This window comes from uncultured Bacteroides sp., from assembly GCF_910586915.1.
In the GTDB taxonomy this organism is placed as follows: domain Bacteria; phylum Bacteroidota; class Bacteroidia; order Bacteroidales; family Bacteroidaceae; genus Bacteroides.
In genome coordinates, this window is record NZ_CAJULN010000032.1 from 12,677 (window position 1) to 30,054 (window position 17,378).

The 17,378-nt window shown below is 38.2% G+C and carries 12 protein-coding genes and 1 pseudogene; 5 read left to right on the top strand and 8 right to left on the bottom strand.

The window, feature by feature from the left end:
• Nucleotides 1-68 precede the first annotated feature (68 nt).
• The 3 genes from QZ331_RS10890 (at nucleotide 69) to QZ331_RS10900 (ending at nucleotide 5,127) form a co-directional block, all read left to right on the top strand.
• The gene (locus QZ331_RS10890; protein ID WP_294630163.1) at nucleotides 69-1,982 is read left to right on the top strand and encodes a family 20 glycosylhydrolase; all 1,914 of its coding nucleotides are present in this window, start codon (nucleotides 69-71) and stop codon (nucleotides 1,980-1,982) included.
• Between the two features lie 38 nt (nucleotides 1,983-2,020).
• The gene (locus tag QZ331_RS10895) at nucleotides 2,021-3,889 is read left to right on the top strand and encodes an FAD-dependent oxidoreductase (protein ID WP_294630165.1); all 1,869 of its coding nucleotides are present in this window, start codon (nucleotides 2,021-2,023) and stop codon (nucleotides 3,887-3,889) included.
• 437 nt (nucleotides 3,890-4,326) lie between these two features.
• Nucleotides 4,327-5,127, top strand: coding sequence for an RNA methyltransferase (locus QZ331_RS10900; RefSeq protein WP_294630167.1), 801 nt, complete (start codon nucleotides 4,327-4,329; stop codon nucleotides 5,125-5,127).
• Between the two features lie 360 nt (nucleotides 5,128-5,487).
• On the opposite strand, the gene QZ331_RS10905 is transcribed toward QZ331_RS10900, so the two are convergent.
• From QZ331_RS10905 to QZ331_RS10940, 8 genes and pseudogenes are all read right to left on the bottom strand, one after another.
• A complete protein-coding gene (locus tag QZ331_RS10905) occupies nucleotides 5,488-5,826 on the bottom strand; it encodes a hypothetical protein (protein WP_294630186.1) in 339 nt (112 codons plus the stop codon).
• 703 nt (nucleotides 5,827-6,529) lie between these two features.
• Complete coding sequence (locus QZ331_RS10910) at nucleotides 6,530-9,637, bottom strand: DEAD/DEAH box helicase family protein (protein WP_294630169.1); 3,108 nt, start codon at nucleotides 9,635-9,637, stop codon at nucleotides 6,530-6,532.
• Between the two features lie 254 nt (nucleotides 9,638-9,891).
• Entirely contained in the window at nucleotides 9,892-11,835 is a 1,944-nt protein-coding gene (locus QZ331_RS10915) for a DNA methyltransferase (protein WP_294630172.1), read from the bottom strand.
• Nucleotides 11,836-11,979: 144 nt separating this feature from the next.
• Nucleotides 11,980-13,062 carry a hypothetical protein gene (locus QZ331_RS10920; RefSeq protein WP_294630174.1) on the bottom strand — a complete coding sequence of 361 codons (1,083 nt, stop codon included), beginning with the start codon at nucleotides 13,060-13,062 and terminating at the stop codon, nucleotides 11,980-11,982.
• A gap of 10 nt (nucleotides 13,063-13,072) precedes the next feature.
• Entirely contained in the window at nucleotides 13,073-13,636 is a 564-nt protein-coding gene (locus QZ331_RS10925; RefSeq protein WP_294630177.1) for a hypothetical protein, read from the bottom strand.
• 222 nt (nucleotides 13,637-13,858) lie between these two features.
• A complete protein-coding gene (locus QZ331_RS10930) occupies nucleotides 13,859-14,899 on the bottom strand; it encodes a hypothetical protein (RefSeq protein WP_294630179.1) in 1,041 nt (346 codons plus the stop codon).
• Nucleotides 14,900-14,979: 80 nt separating this feature from the next.
• Nucleotides 14,980-15,267 (bottom strand): annotated as a pseudogene (locus QZ331_RS10935) (RloB domain-containing protein); the annotation flags it as partial.
• A 360-nt stretch (nucleotides 15,268-15,627) separates the two neighbouring features.
• A complete protein-coding gene (locus QZ331_RS10940; protein ID WP_294630181.1) occupies nucleotides 15,628-15,873 on the bottom strand; it encodes a hypothetical protein in 246 nt (81 codons plus the stop codon).
• A gap of 120 nt (nucleotides 15,874-15,993) precedes the next feature.
• Here QZ331_RS10940 and QZ331_RS10945 point away from each other — a divergent pair, with 120 nt between their 5' ends.
• Together QZ331_RS10945 and QZ331_RS10950 are read left to right on the top strand one after the other, a co-directional pair.
• Nucleotides 15,994-16,503: a hypothetical protein gene (locus QZ331_RS10945; protein WP_294630182.1), complete on the top strand. Its 510-nt coding sequence runs from the start codon at nucleotides 15,994-15,996 to the stop codon at nucleotides 16,501-16,503.
• A 44-nt stretch (nucleotides 16,504-16,547) separates the two neighbouring features.
• Nucleotides 16,548-17,282 carry a Rha family transcriptional regulator gene (locus QZ331_RS10950; protein WP_294630184.1) on the top strand — a complete coding sequence of 245 codons (735 nt, stop codon included), beginning with the start codon at nucleotides 16,548-16,550 and terminating at the stop codon, nucleotides 17,280-17,282.
• The last annotated feature ends 96 nt before the right edge of the window (nucleotides 17,283-17,378 follow it).

Consider the following 17,378-nt stretch of genomic DNA (forward strand, 5'->3'; position numbering starts at 1 on the left):
TCCTCTTCTATTTATCTGATTCTATGTTCAAGACAATTTGTAAATTTGGCTTTTTTCTCTTTCTCTTTATGTTATCGGGATCTATCTATTCGCAAAATAATAGCTGCCTGATACCTCAGGTGGAGAGTATGCGCTCGAAGAAGGGAACCTTCTCCATAAAGCAGTTGAAAACTATCAGTTTTCCTGCCGAATGGAGGATACCGGGAAGGGCGCTTACCGGCGATTGGAAAGAATGGCTCAACCTGTCTGTTGCAATGACGGCTTCCGAAGGCTCTGTCTGTGTAAAGAAAGTCCCGATGCAAGCACCCGAAATGTACACACTGGAAATCACTCATCGTAATATAATAATAAGAACAGGTGATTTGCCGGGTATGAATCATGCTTTTGCCACTCTTTTCCAACTGCTGCTAAGCGCAAGGGGAGGGGAGTTGCCGCAACTTGTCATCTGCGACAAGCCTCGTTTTGCCTATCGGGGAGTTATGATAGATTGCAGCCGTCACTTTTGGACAATCGGGCAACTGAAAAAATATATCAGACAGTTGGCCTTTTTCAAACTCAACACTTTACATCTGCATTTGACGGACAACCAGGGCTGGCGGCTGTATTTGGATAAATATCCCGAACTTGCCGCCAAAGGTACGTATTACCGAGCGTTCAAAGAGTTGTCGGGGCAATATTATCGTAAGGACGAACTGCGCGAACTGATTCGCTATGCTGCAATGTACGGCATCGAGATTATTCCGGAAGTCGACCTTCCCGGACATTGCTTGGCTTTACTTGCCGCCTTGCCCCAATTATCCTGTAAAGGCGGAGAGTTTGAAGCCTATCCCGAAGAATCGGACGGAAAGGAACGAAAGAGAGCCGGTGAGAATATGTTGTGTGTGGGAAATCCGAAAACGTATGAATTCGTAGAAGACTTGGTGACGGAGCTTGCCGACCTCTTTCCCTCTCCCTTTATTCATTTGGGAGGCGATGAGGTTTCAACTCATATTTGGGAAGAATGTCCGAAATGCCGGCAGCTCTACAAAGAACGGAATATGACTTCATGGCACGAACTGCAAGATTACTTCACGCGGCAAGTCAGCCGGATTGTCCGCTCTAAAGGGAAGAAGATGATAGGATGGGACGAAATTAACGACCGTGGTGCGGCCCATCCTGCCGATGTGCTGATGATTTGGCAACGGGATGGCAGCGAACAGCAAAGAACAGCCTTGAAAAGTGGCTTGTCGGTTATCATGTCTCCGAAAGACCCCTGCTATCTCGACTTCGGATATTCACGGAATTCTACCCGCAGGCTTTACGAATGGGAGCCTGCCGGCAAGGAGTGTGCGGATGTGCCGACTCGTCTCGTTAAAGGAGGGCAGGCTAATTTATGGACCGAATTCATTGCTACGCCGCAAGAGGTGGAGAAGATGCTTTATCCCAGGCTTTGCGCCTTAGCCGAAACGCTGTGGAATACACCGGAAAAGAGAGACTGGAATGACTTCCGGCGGCGCATTGCAGGTTTCGACACAATCTTCGAACGGTTGGATATTTCTTCTTTCAAGAAGGAAGATTGGGATAATAGGGGCTTCGTTCCGCAGCACGAACAAGCCTGCCGGCTTGTATCTCCCGCACGTATGGAAACCAATATGGACGGTATTAAGTATTATAACCCCGAATATGTTTTCGACGGCGACCCGCAAACTTTCTTTGCCACTCCCTACTCACTGGAGAAAGGAGCCTATTTCACGCTTGTTCTGGAAGAAGCAAGAAGCGTACGCGGAATAAAGGTGTTGTTTGACGCATCGAAGGAACATCCCGAACAGGTACAATTATCTGTCAGCCGGGACGGGATGCAGTTCGAAAAGGTTCCTGCAACCAACAGCGAGGGTGAGTTGTCGGTCTTGCTTGATTCTCCCGCCCTTGTCAAAGCAGTCAAGATAGAACTGACTGCTCCTCTGATGGCGAGATTGAACATCAGGGAGTTTATTCTCCATTAAAAATGAAAAGAAACAAGTGTAAACTAATAGAAACGATTATGACCAACAAATTTATATGTATCGTCACCCTCTGCATCCTGCTCTTCCGGTTGAATCTTCAGGCTGCCGATTTGCTTGTCGAAGCAGAGAGCTTCGCTCAAAAAGGAGGATGGGTGGTCGACCAGCAGTTTATGGACATTATGGGTTCTTCCTACTTATTGGCTCACGGATTGGGTGTTCCTGTTGAGGATGCAAGTACCGATGTGCGGCTGCCCGAAACAGGCACCTATCATGTCTATGTGCGTACTTATAACTGGACTGCTCCGTGGCACGAAGGTGAGGGACCCGGGCAATTCGGCTTGTCTGTAAACGGAAAGCGGCTTTCCTCCCGTTTGGGTATCACCGGAAACCGTTGGATATGGCAATATGCCGGACGGTATCACGCAAGGGAAAGGGATGTCTGCATTGTACTGCACGATATGAAAGGTTTCGACGGGCGGTGCGATGCCATCTACTTTACTACACAAAAGGACGATGTTCCGCCGGCGGATGTTGAAGCGCTGGAAGTCTTCCGGCGTACGAAACTCGGTTTGCCGGCTGCCCAACCTACCGAATCGTACGATTTGGTAGTGGTCGGTGCGGGTGTTGCAGGAATCAGTGCGGCGGTATCGGCTGCCCGTTTGGGATGTAAAGTCGCACTTATCAACGACCGTCCGGTAGTGGGCGGAAACAACAGCTCTGAGATTCGCGTCCACTTGGGAGGAGCCATCGAAATAGGAAAATATCCGGAACTCGGCGGTTTGCAGAAAGAGTTTGGTCCCGAGAAGGAGGGCAACGCACAACCGGCAGCCAACTACGAAGACCAAAAGAAATTGGCGTGGCTGAAAGCTGAAAGTAAGGTTACGCTGTTTCTTAATTACCGGGCGTATTCGGTGAAAAAAGAGAAGGACCGGATAGTCTCTGTCACCGCCCGTCATATTGAGACGGGTGAAGAGGTGGAATTCTACGGTCATCTGTTTGCCGATTGTACGGGCGACGGGACGGTCGGCTATCTTGCCGGAGCCGATTATCGCATGGGACGTGAAAGCCGGCACGAATTCGGCGAAAGCATAGCTCCCGACGCAGCAGACAGTTTGGTGATGGGTGCTTCCGTGCAGTGGTACGCTGCCGAAGATGCGGCAAAGTCCGTTTTCCCTGAGTTCCGTTACGGTATTACTTTCGGCGAGACGACCTGCGAACCCGTCACTCACGGCGAATGGACTTGGGAAACAGGTATGAATCGAAATCAGATTACCGATTTCGAACAGATACGCGATTATGGAATGCTGGTTGTCTATTCCAATTGGAGTTATTTGAAGAATCACTCCGCACAGAAGAAGAACTACGAAAAACGTTCTTTGCAATGGGTGGCCTACATTGCCGGAAAGCGGGAGTCCCGGCGGTTGTTGGGCGACTACGTCTTGAAGGAGGAGGATCTTACCAAACATATGGCTCATGAAGACGCCTCTTTCACTACTACCTGGAGCATCGACCTTCACAGGCCCGACCCGGCAAACAGCCGGAATTTTCCCGGCTGCGAATTCAAAGCAACTACCGACCATGTAGTGATTTATCCCTATCCCGTACCTTACCGCTGCCTTTATTCGCGCAATATTGACAATCTGTTTATGGCGGGACGTAATATCAGCGTTACGCACATCGCTTTGGGAACGGTGCGGGTGATGCGTACTACCGGTATGATGGGAGAGGTTGTGGGCATGGCTGCCTCTTTGTGCAAACAGCATCATACCTTGCCTCGCAACATCTATCGCTACCATTTGGAGGAATTGAAGTCTTTAATGAAAAAAGGGGTAAATAAGAAAGGATTGCCCAATAATCAGCAGTATAACGAAGGAGGACGGTTGACCAAGAAGCCTGTAGTAAAATAATGGGTTCAACCGTGCGGCAAACTCACTCCAGTCTGCCGCTCTGCTCTCCTCACACGACCGGTAGTAAAGTTCCTCTTCCTTATGGATAAACTCCTCGGAGAGTATCGGCAATCTTTTCTTTTACCGATTATAAACTATAAACGAAGGCTTCATTTATAAAAACGAAACTTGCGTTTATATAAATGAAACCTTCGTTTATAGTTTATGAGCAATCGGCTGGAACTTTACATATGGAAACTTGAAAGTTTGTCGTTAATCCGTAGAAACTTTATTACCAGTACTTTGCAGGAAAACGACCCGTCGTTTGTTGCCTTTGTTTCCTGTTTCAACGCAAATTCCTTGCAAAAATCATCTGCCGTACAATAAATCTCTGTAACTTTAGCCTCTGAGAACGAATGAAACGATTGTATGTCTAATCTGAAAGCTATAATAATCATATGTCTGTTATCGAAATATCATCTTTATCCCATCCCGGAGTTGAACTGTTCAGCACATTGACCGAAAACCAGTTGCGCAACCGTACCGAGCCTGACAAGGGAATTTTTATCGTGGAAAGCCCGAAAGTTATCAAAAGGGCGTTGGATTCCGGTTACGAACCTTTGGCTATTTTGTGTGAGCGTAAACACATTGCCGGTGATGCTGCCGAAATCATCGAACGTTGCTCCGGTGTACCCGTTTATACCGGCAGCCGGGAGCTGCTTGCTACGTTGACTGGCTACGTTCTCACACGTGGCGTTCTTTGTGCCATGCGCCGTCCCACGTTGCGCAGCATGGAAGAAGTGTGCGGGGAAGCCCGGCGCATTGTATTGATAGACAGTGTAGTCGATGCAACCAACATTGGCGCGATATTCCGTTCGGCAGCCGCTCTCGGTATGGATGCTGTATTGCTGACGCGTACCTCTTGCGACCCGTTGAACCGCCGTGCAGTCAGAGTATCTATGGGGTCGGTCTTCTTTCTGCCCTGGACTTGGATGGAAGGCTCTCTCGGCGACTTGAAGAAATTGGGCTTCCGCACGGCTGCAATGGCACTCACGGACAATTCCATTTCCATTGATAATCCTGCCTTAGCCGAGGAGCCGAAATTGGCCGTCGTAATGGGCAACGAAGGAGACGGACTTTCGCACGATACGATTGCTGAGGCCGACTACGTAGTCCGCATCCCTATGGCACACGGCGTTGATTCGCTCAATGTGGCGGCTGCGGCGGCTGTTGCTTTCTGGCAACTTCGCGTTCCGTAATGCTGAAAAGAATGTTATTGGTAGAATTCGAGTAACTGTTATTAAAAAGAGAAAACCATTGATGGCAACGAGCCGTAAATAGGGGAAAGTAAATGAATAAGGAGAATACTTAACAATCTGTGATAATTACAAACGGGTGAGTCGCAGTGCATTTTCTGCTTTCATAAAAACTGTGTTAGCAAAGTTAATACTTTATTCCTTGCTGACACAGTTTAATTTACATTCTCAATATTAGTAACTACAGACTATGTTTTAGAAATACATCCAACTGTTTTTTTATATTTTCGAAATCCTGATTCAAATCAAGTGTTCTGTAATATATAACATTCCCATCCCTAAATGTTGTCTGTCCATCAGGTGTTATATCTTCTTCTGTCTTGGCATACAGCAACATTCCATCCACGTTCCCAGTATGATTAACATCATATTCATTACATAAGAATGGATCTGATACAAGTTATTAGAATGAATAGTTCTCTTATCAAATTGGCATTGCATTGATTTACTATAATATTTGGTATCAATAATCAATGTTCTCTCTTTAAATGTCAGCGTTATATCTGTCCGCATTATAGGAAGAATACTGGAAGTAGACTGTTCTTTATCAATATTCCAGTCTATTTGGGTAGTCTTTGCTTTTAATTCCGGATAATGCTTTCTGTAATACTCCCAAACAAACTTCTCGTAAAGCCTGCACATATGTTCATCGGAGAAATTCGCCAACCGGAGTTTTCGAAAAACTCCATATTTTAGGACTTGCCACAAGCCACCAATATTGTTTTTGAGATTTATTTTCAAATAGCTTCTCCAAAGATTTCACATAGCTCGGATACTTGGTGATATCAGTCAAAGTCTTTTGGACATTCTTACTTACGGTCTCCCATTCTCCAACATTCGTCCATTGTATTTTACGGACATTCTTAAAATCTGGGAAAGAATCATCAAAAGTATAGCCACTTTCCACAATGCCGCGCCCAACAAATAATTCTGACCTTTCTTGACTATAACAATATCGCCCACTTGCATCTCATAAGCAAATTCCCATAATGCCAAACTATCATTTTAAAATGAAGATTCAGGTTTTCCATATATCTCCTGCAATTTAGTTGCCATTTCTTCCTTAGAAGAGTATTCCAAAAGGTTACCCATATCATCTCAACCAATACACATTATGTTTTGAGATAAACACACATCCCACTTGGATGCATTTTCTCTTGGAGCGTATAACCAAATCTTATATCCCATATTTGAACTGTCTAATTCATTAATAATATTTTCCCCACAAAAAACGAAAAAGTGTTTTTCGCCTTTCTGCTCTATAAGTAACCTTTGTTATTCAAAAATAAACCTTGACATATCTATCTTCCTTCAACCATATTATGCAAAATAGGACCGAGTATCTTTATTTTACCAAACTCATCAACGTATCATAACTATCAATTTTACCATACTTAACCTCCGAATTACTTAACTGTTCAAACAGTTTCTCTGCACAAACAATCTTATACCTCTCAATAGGACGTAATTCCATGGAACTCATTGCACCTTTAGTCTCAGCAATGAAATAGACATGTTTCACTTTCTCTTTTTTAAAAGCAATAGCCCAGTCCGGTGAATAATTTCCGACAGGGGTTGGAATCTGGAATCTCTTTGGTAATTTCGTATATACAGCCACTTCATCAGAAATATCAAGACTTTCTACAAATTTACGCTCATTACTTTTTTCTGCAATACCATCAGTGAATACATAATCAAGAATACTCTTTTGAGCTTTAAAAGCCTTATCCATAGAGGTATGTTTCTCTTGTGTAAAGATACTATTGTCATATTCACCATCTACTTGATTATACGAAATATGCTCCACAATTATAGCTGCTTTTTGTTCAAGAATAAGTCGAGTAACCTTAGTGATAAACTCTTCCGGATTTACCTTGAACATATCAAACTTAACCGGACGGATTTTTGTCAGTATTGAAGCCACTGTTTTACGGGTGAGTGTTGTACCAGATGCTATTCTACCGATGAGATCATACTTCACATGGTTAACCACATCTGTAATCAATCTATCCGTTTGCAACACCTTTTTTTGAAGCATTTCACCTGAAACGACATCATCTTTCTTTAGTTTCTCCTTCTGAATCCCTTTCGTTATCACATAAGTCAGTTGAGTGACTTCCAACTCTCTATTAATAGCTTCTACAGCTTTTTCAATCAACTCGTTGCTGTCAAATTGAACTTTATAAGCATATTTATGGTTGATACGTTTCCATAATTCCTGAAATTCCTTTTTTGAGAAATTATCGTTAAGCGTATTAGATGGTGTTTGTGGTTTGCTACCATTACCAATCATATCACCAAAAGCCTTACTATCAAAGATAGATTGAACACGTTTGTAAACAGCATCCGTCAGTGGTTTCAGTTCATCAGGAAGTTGTTTCAAATTATTATTATTCAAGTCTTCACGGAATATATCTGTGACCTCCCCACCTTTCGTTATATAATTGTTCATACGTAACTGTACTACAATTTCTTGTGCATCTTCTTTGGAAATAATATACTTCTTCCCTTCATTGGAAAAGAGAATTTTGCCTATAAAGAAATCAATATCAGCCTTGGTAGGACGATCATAAAGGTCTGACTTGATGTCCTTCTGCAAATCTGCCACAAAAGATGCATATCCTTCAGAGGCTATAACGGTCAGTTTATTCACACTATGAACTTCATCCAGCAGTATTTCCGCATCCATACGAGCACCATACTGATCAACACAAAGTCGCAGACCACGACCAACTTCTTGTCTCTTCTGACTTATACTATCAGATTGACGAAGTGAACAGATTTGAAATACATTTGGATTGTCCCACCCTTCACGTAAAGCAGAATGAGAAAAGATAAAACGAACCGGTTCATCAAAGCTAAGCAGACGTTCCTTATTCTTTAAAATCAAGTCATAGGCCGGAATATCGTCCGATTGGTCTGAACCACGTTTTACCTCACTATTGACACTTCTCCCTTTCTTATCAATGCTGAAATAACCTGCATGAGTTTCATGCGTAGAAATACTTCTTAGATAGGACATGTAATCAGCATCAAACATATTCTGATTGTTATTCAATTCCACTCTATATTCTTGCTCAAATATTTCGCCATAACGTCCAAGCATTTGCTGACCGTCGTCATCATATTTCCTATAATTGGCTACTTCATCCAAGAAAAAAAGTGAAAGCGTTTTGATTCCACGTTTAAACAGAGAAGCTTCCTTGCGAAAATGCGCCTTTATAGTTTCCCTGATTTGAATACGTGCTTTGTGATCAGCCGAAACATCCCCAAACACATCTTTTATATACATCATTTTTCCATTGGAAAATGATACAGTGCTATGACTACTATCCATTGTATCAATATGAATATCAGAAATAGTATAACCACGATATTGCTCCAATTCATTAGACACATAAAACAAATTATCACTGACACCAAGATTTTTCACCTCTCTCTTGATATTATTAGCATGTTTCACCTCTATTTCAATACGAGCTTTAGGAGCTTCTGTTTTAGACAAAACAATATCTTCCAAATACATATAGCTATCTGTACCTTTGAGGTGTTTTAATTCAAAGCCTATTACCTCAATTTTCTTCACCAGTTTTTGATTGTAAGCATCTAATGCATCCAATACATAAACAGGATTATGTGCCTCTTTATGAGTAGCAGAATAGTTTAATGTAAAGAGAGGGTTAAAGCGAGCTAAAGCCGTTTGTGTTGCTGCTCCACCCATCTTTTGAGGTTCATCAAGAATGATAATCGGATGATTAGCGGATATAACATCAATTGGTCGACGACTGCCAAACTCATCACGTACGGAATAAATGATGCGGGCAGTAGTATTTTTCGCACCTTCTTTCAAAGAGGTGTTAAAAGCCTGTGTGTTAATAATCATTACAGAGATATCACTACTTTGAGAAAACATATCTATTTGATTCAGATTATTGCTGTTATAAATAAAATAATGTGCTTTTTTTCTATAGTGTTCCATAAAGTGATTTACCGTTATATCAAAACTTTTCTTTACACCCTCACGAATAGCGACACTTGGCACAACCACAATAAATTTAGCCCATCCATATAGTTTGTTGAGTTCAAACATACTTTTGATATAGACGTATGTTTTACCTGTACCGGTTTCCATTTCAACATCAAGTTGACAATGCCCAAGTTTGTCTACCACATCATTTGATAAACAAATATTATTTTTAGTCTGAACCTGATGAATGTTTTTCAATAATTCATCTTTAGTCAAGACTATATCTCCATTTTTATATCCGGTAAAGTCATCTTCAAAATGTATATTCTTGACTTCTATCAATTTACCATTATCCTTTTCATACATTTTTCCTTTATCCACTACATACTCTGCCAAACCCTTATTAGGTTGTCCGTTAAATACCTTCACTACATTTTCAACAGCATCTGTTTGGTATTGTTGTATCTTGAATTTAAGTTTCATCATCTTTCTTTTATTGATTTATCCACTCCCGATTTCACTTTCCAGTATCCTGTTTTTTCTGAACCAATCCGTTTTATAATGTTTAGCTCTTTTGATTGAGTTATAACATTCATTGAAAAGCACTGATACTTTTCAACCAATTTTTGAATTGTTTGCGTTCCAAGAATTCTTTGAAATCACAAGTGGTATTCTCGCCAATCAACCATTTTTTTATATTATCCATCACTTACTTCTGATTTTTCCGATTCCATTGTTTATTATAGTATTTTGGTTACCGTATTTGGCGAATAAGTTTTAAATATCTGTTCAAAGTTAGTGGAGGTACTATCGTCTACCATTGAACTGTCACGGAACACAGTATACTGTGGTCGCATTTTGGCTATAGTAGTAACGACACCATCATCTATTTCATTATCAAAACAAGCAACAAGATAATTATTGGCTACATTATAAATAGTTTTATCTTCTATTTTTATTTGCTCAATTTTACTATCAAGTGCAGCTCCCAATTCAAGCATCACTTGGAATAGCAAATCTTCACTTGTACGATCGGACTTCACATTCTCTATTTGGGCAAAAAGATTTTGTTGTTCGTACTCTGCTGGAGAATAATAAACATCCTCCATATTGCTACTATCAAGTTTAAGGACACGGAAGCCAATATCAAGAGTTTGTAATTCTTCTGTTTCAACCATTCCTTCCTTTTTCTGTTGTTCAGCAATTAACTCTTCTTTAATTTTCTTTCCAGCACGACGGATACGTTCTATACCAATCTCACAAATAGTTTTATAGCCATCCTTATATGCAGCACTCTTTTTATCAGTCATTTCGGGTAATTGAACCATAATAAACTTTCGCTTACCTTTATCCTTGGAGTTTAGCTGCATTACCGCATGGGCAGTTGTAGCAGAGCCACTAAAAAAATCAAGAACAATCTGATTCTCTGTAAAATTACTTTTAATAAAATTAGAGATTAAAGCAACAGGCTTTGTGTAATCAAAATATTTCGTGTCGAATAATTCTAAAAACTCTTTATCGCTTTCTTGGTTATCACCATAGTCTGCCAAAAGCAAATCTGTGATAGATTTTCTTTTTGTCGTTTCTTCTTCTGATACATCACGCCTTAGCCCATAATTAGCTGTTATGAAAAGTAAGTCCTCTGATATAAAACTATCAATTTTTTCTTGGCTGACAGAATATCGAGCTCGTACCTCAACCGGGGTTATAGTCCTTCCATTTCTATATTCTACATCAGAAAGATATTCTACATCCATAGTTTTAATTCGATAACATCCTTTCAATATCGTCCCATTATCTCCAATTTTAACTCGGATACCAGCTTTTAAATTCCGTGAACATACAGGATTGGATATATTTATTACTTTTTTTGTTTCATCAGATATAGTTTCAATAGACAGTTTCTCTAACTTATTTTTATTTTTAGCATAAATTAAAATATACTCCATTAGTTTTGCAGTATGTTTTGCGAGGAAAGATGGTTGCTTTTTCTTTTTCCAATGTAGACAATCTATAAAATTATTACTTCCAAATATTTCAGTACAAACTTTTTTTAGATTTTCAATTTCATTTTCATCAATTGAAATAAAAATAACACCCTCATCTTTCAGTAAATCCCTTGCTACTTTCAAACGTGGATAAATCATATTCAACCAATCTGTATGAAATCGGCCATTGGTTTCTGAATTAGTTAAAAGCCTATTGCCTTGTTCATCATACTGTCCACTATTAGCCAAATATTCAGAAGCAGATTCGGCAAAATTGTCTTCATATACAAAATCATTGCCTGTGTTATAAGGCGGATCAATATAAATCATCTTCACCTCACCAAGATATGTCTCTTTCAAGCATTTCAACACTTCAAGATTATCGCCTTCAATATAAAGATTCTGCGTATTATCAAAATCAACACTCTTTTCACGACAAGGGCGAAGCGTTGCATTGATAGGCGAATTAGCAAGAAGCAACGCTTTTTTCTTATCCGGCCAGGTAAATTGATAACGTTCCTCACGCCCTTCCACTATCTCCGAAGAAAGTTCCTGCCGCAACTTATCAAAATCTATCGCTAAAGTAACCTTTCCTTCGGCGTCTTTACGTTCTGTAATACAATTAGGAAAGAGTGCTGCTATTTTATCTATATTGTCCTGAACGCCGTTAAGCGTTTGCATCTTAAGTTTATCCATATCTGTATATTTACTTTTGAATATTTTTCGATTAACAAAGATACAAACTTTGCCATCCCTACACAACAGAGATACGAAAAAACTTATAATAAAGTCTTTTCAAAACGCAACTATGTACTTTATTGTGCCGACAATTGTGTATAACTATTGATTAAATAATATTGGATTCAAATAAATATATTTCCCGATGTATTTTATATATTCACGAACAGCTTTGTCTATACACTTAATTGATTGAGAATATTGTTTGAATTTTCTAAAAGATTTCTCAATACCATCGAAAAACAAATTCAATACTGATGATATACCTTTTATTCCATCCGGTATCTTCCTATAACCATTATTTTTCATACCTTCACAGAATAGATGCAAAAACAATGGATTCCCAAATTCGGGATTAAGGAGTGGAACTGAAGGATACAATATACCATATTCCTTAAAAAAGAGTTGTACAGCCTTTTGTGTATTAGCTCCAAATCCATAATGCCTTGCCCGCACACAATAATCATTCCCAAATTCTTCCCTTGGAAGTATTACTGGTGAATATGATGTAAGGATGCTCAAGACAAGTCCAAGCCATGGATGCTGTCTAATTCTATTAATAAAACTACGAATATTATTTTGCCAAATATTAAGTCCATGTCCTTCATTTATCGCATCTATGAAAATTATAATGCGGTTTCCCGTAGTCTCAGCCTTAGTTTCAAGCATTTCTAACAATTCATCTGAAGAACCGCTGAAGTTAAGCATTCTCATCATCTGAATGAAAGGTTCTTCATCAGTGATAAATTTCTGTCCCAAGAAAAGTAAACTAAACAAGTTTTCATTTTGTCTTCTTTGAACAGGATCAGCCATTAAATGCGACTTACCGACTCCAGCATCTCCTTCAAGTATTAAAATAGGGTCATTTACTAACCTCATTATATCTTGATGTAAATCGTTGTGAACGCGCAAAATATCTATACCTAGTTCAAATATGTTACTTGATGTTCTGTTTTCTTCTTCTGTTACTCTTTCTTTTTCAACAATATTGTTGGCAATATCTTGAACAGTTTCTCCCAATAACATCAATGCTGACAATAATTCATTAAGAGATATTCTATCTATACCGGTGATATTAGTTTCATTTATTTGTTTAATCGCATTGCGGACATTTTCTCTTAGATTAAGAATATTTTGACAATACTTATTTTTCTCTATTTTTCTACATGTATCCTCAGCTATCATCAACTCCTTGTCAAAAAAAATGCCTCAATGAACTTCCTCGTGAAAGCACCTCAAAATATTGAAAAGCCTCAACTTCAACATTAAGTTTAGGTGTATATCGTTTACCTAGGTCATTTATGGATTCTTCATTAAACCTAAAAAAATCCCTATCTGTAAATTCGTATTCGCCAAACCAAAATCGAAGCATACCTTGATTGGAAGGTTTTTGAAGTCTTTCTACCAAGTCTGAAGCCCACCAAAAATCAAAAATGACATGAGGATTTGTATTTGACCATCTTTTCACATACTCATCAATCCGCTCTTTCATACTCTTCTTACCTGCAACATGAGCATTTGATGGATCTATGGGCACTACTATAATATAGCGCCTCAATTGAGGATAAGATTTTAACGCCTCATTAACCGACCTATTAATTTGTTTATACTGTGAATCATCAAAAGCCTTACAAAAATATTTGGCTTGCCAGGCCACAATACTTCCATCTTCAAGAACTTTATAACATTCCACGCCTCCATCTGGTTTTCCGCAGCGTTCAAATTTCTTTTCACATGGAATTTCCTCTTTACGTGCCAACTGACAAACGAATTCTTCAAATCACTCATTTGCAGCCCCTTAATGGGTCTGATATTATTAAAATCTATATTCAGCATATTTCATTATTTTCAAGAAAAGAAATAAAGATGTTGTTTTGAAAGTTATATATAAAATAGTTCTTAATGCCATATCATTCATATTACTTCCATCTTAAATTCCTTAATATTTTTTTAATATCATAATTCTTATACAAACTGACAATTAAGCTTTATGACTGAAATGGAATACACACTTTATATATTGATTATCAAATTCACGTCTGGGAACATAAACATCTCTAATATCCCAAGAAGGTTCTTGTTTTATACATATAACTTTTGCCAGTTTTTCATTCCATAAATAATTTCTATATCCATATTGAGCTATTAATAATACTGCGTAAGCCATAATAGAATTAATGACCATTTTTAAATTTGCTGATGCAAAATTATTCTCCCTATCGTGTTTTATCTGATTATAAGCAGTATACCAATCTAAACTTTTAGTTGGCTCCTTAATATCCCATTTTAGAAAAGGAGAAAAATTTCCAAGTAATGCATATCGATTAAAAGATAAAGTATATTCTACAAGCCTTAAAGGATTCAGCAACTGGATATAATCATTTGTATTAAAGAATAATCCTTTTTTTGTCATCATATTCTTTTCAAGAATATTTTTCATCATTGAGTCTACTTCAGAACACGCTAATATTATAATATTTCTAATTTCATGCCCATAAACATCCCAATTATCAGGATGTGGTGCAACAACCTTAAAAACTGAATATAAATCATCTATCAGAATCTCTAGCTGATTTAAACGATTATAATATTCCTGATCGTCTATTGCCAAATCTAAATAACAATCACGTCTTGGCTTTTCATCATGTAAATCATCCGCGCAATGTTGAATCATTTTATAATTTAACAATGGACGATAAATCTGGCTATATGTTTCTCCACAATTCAAATCTAATTTTATAAGTTCTTTCTTTATATCTTTTAATTCACCTATTAATCCATATCTTGGACAAGATAAATCGAGGAAATTATATATTTCTATGTCATCAATAGAATCAACAAGTTCTAACTCTTTTCCCTGATATAAAACAAATGGAGATTCATATTCATCGTCATCTTCACTACAACATGAAATTATAATTTTATTATCTCTACATTCAAAAATAGCCTTTATTGTTTGATACTTAATTCCGTCTATTATATTATAATTTGTATAAACATAAAAACCTTCTTGTAAATTCATAGTATCACATTTAAAATGTAATTACAACAAAAATATTTATTAATTCATAAGTTGGTTATACCTGCTTCATCAGTATATTATTATTCACTAACTTTTTTAATCGCCTTATAAATCTCGCTATAAGAATCTCTACCTTTATATTTTTCGGCTAGTTCACATGCCTTATCCATTTTTGAATCAGCAAGCATTTCTTTAACCCATTTATCCTTCTCAAGGTATTTCCGAGTTTTATCGTATGTTGGCAAATATTGCTTTAACGCTCTTTCTGTTGCTGCTGAATCTTGAAAATATCGACACGTATCTTCAAAATGTAGTAAAAACCAATATTCTATTGACTGTAAGCTATCACAGAGAATCACATTGGGATTACGCTTTGTTTTTATAATTAACTAATAATCAAATAATTAAAACTTTATTTTTATTACATGGTATCGTATAGGTATCATGTTGTTATAAAATATATATTACAATTATTCCATAAAACACTCAAATTCAATCATATCACTTGAATTTACATCGGTTAAATAGGAATAAAACGGTTGCCATGTCCGGAAAATTTTTGTTGCTTTGCATCCGTAGCAAGTGAAGCGGCTATGAATTTAGTTAGCATATCCGCCCATCGGGGCACCTTCGATAGAAATCCGTAGTCGCTTCACTTTAGCTACGGATTTTTTCTTTTCCACAGATTAGACTAAATCCAAAATCGGTTGTTGTTTCCGCCTTATGGACTATCGCGGAGGGCTATCGGGGAAAATACGTTCGACCAGCAACAGATTTAAAACAACCTTCCGAAGCGTCACGGTGAAAGCCCGTGAGGGGATGCACGAAAGAAGGCAGTCGATTGAAATAAGCAGACTGGTGCGCAGGTGCAGGTTATGATATAGCCAATTCTGTAAAAGCTGAAAGCCGAGATTGGAAGCACCCAATTCAGAGCCGATGGGGTCGATACCTAACTTATACTGGTGATTTGCCATCGAATTATTCCCGAACCGTTAGAGAGAAAAATTGCTCTCTACGGGTAAGGGGATGATTCACTCAAAAATCAACGTTCCTTCATACCTGGTAATTTATAAGTTAATATAATATATAATAATATGGATAATATACTTAATGTAAATACTCATTTTAAGAAGAAAGATATAGATATATTTCTTACTTCAAGAAAGAAACCATATTTGATAACTACAGAACAAGTTATAGAATATTGGGACAAAAAGAATTGGTTAACAACGAAAGGAGAAAGGATTACATCAATCTCTGTTATTGTGAATGTTGCAAATAGTTGCCTTACTGAAAATAACCGGAAAGAAGGTCTTTTGCCTGCTATTGACAAAACAAAACGCAGAAATCGCCAAAACGAATGGTCTCAGAAAAGAAGCCCATATTACGAACAATTAGAAATGCCACAATGGGAGTCTTACAGAGAATTTATCTTCACAGTAAGAGGTAGAAAATGTGAAATTTGTGGCAATGAGAAAAAGTTAAATATACACCATATAAAATACATTAACAATAGATTTGCATGGGAATATTTACCTTCTGAGGTTCTTGTAGTATGTGAAAGTTGTCATAGGAACATACATAAAATACCACATGATAACTGATTGTGCAATATTTCAAAGAACAATATAACTCCCAATTATAGCTCATGAAAGAATTAGTTTTCAGAGGTCATGACGACCAAGTTTTAACAACTTCGCTAAAAGTTGCAGAAGTATTTGGAAAAGAACATAAGCACGTATTAGATGCTATACGTGAACTATCCAAAGGGTGTGTCGAAGAATCGGCTGCCCAAATGTTTGAAGAAATGACATATGTGAATCCACAGAACAAACAAGAATACCCAATGTTTGTAATGACCCGTGACGGTTTTACTCTTTTAGCTATGGGGTTCACTGGCAAGAAAGCACTGAAATTCAAACTTGAATATATCAAAGCATTCAACGTAATGGAGAAAACATTGAAAGAACAACATAAGCCGATGTCAGAGCTTGAAATCCTCGTTCATTCTGCACAAGCACTTCTTGAACAAAGCCGTAGATTGGATAAGGTGGAAAAACGACTTGATGCAATGGAACAAGAAAGAGAAGATAACGGTAAACTTCTTTTTGCGGTTGCTGTTTCTTCTGAAAAAGTGCCTGAAATATCACTTCGTGACAAGATTCGGCAGTTGGTTAACCAGTATTCTTCTGCAACGAACACAAAGCAACAAGATGTTTGGCGCAAGGTTTACGACCAGCTTTATTATCTATATCGCATTTCCATACGAGCATATAAGAAAGACAAGAAGGAGAACTTGCTGGATGTTGCTGAGCGCAACCACCTTCTTGAAAAGATGTATGCAATCATATCAAACCTCATCCGTGAAAACAAGGCTGCTTAACGTAGCCTTGTTAGTGTGTATCAGTAAATCAAAGAACTATAATATGTAATAGTCAAGACTTGTTCTGACATTTGTTTTACTATCGGACAAAAAAAC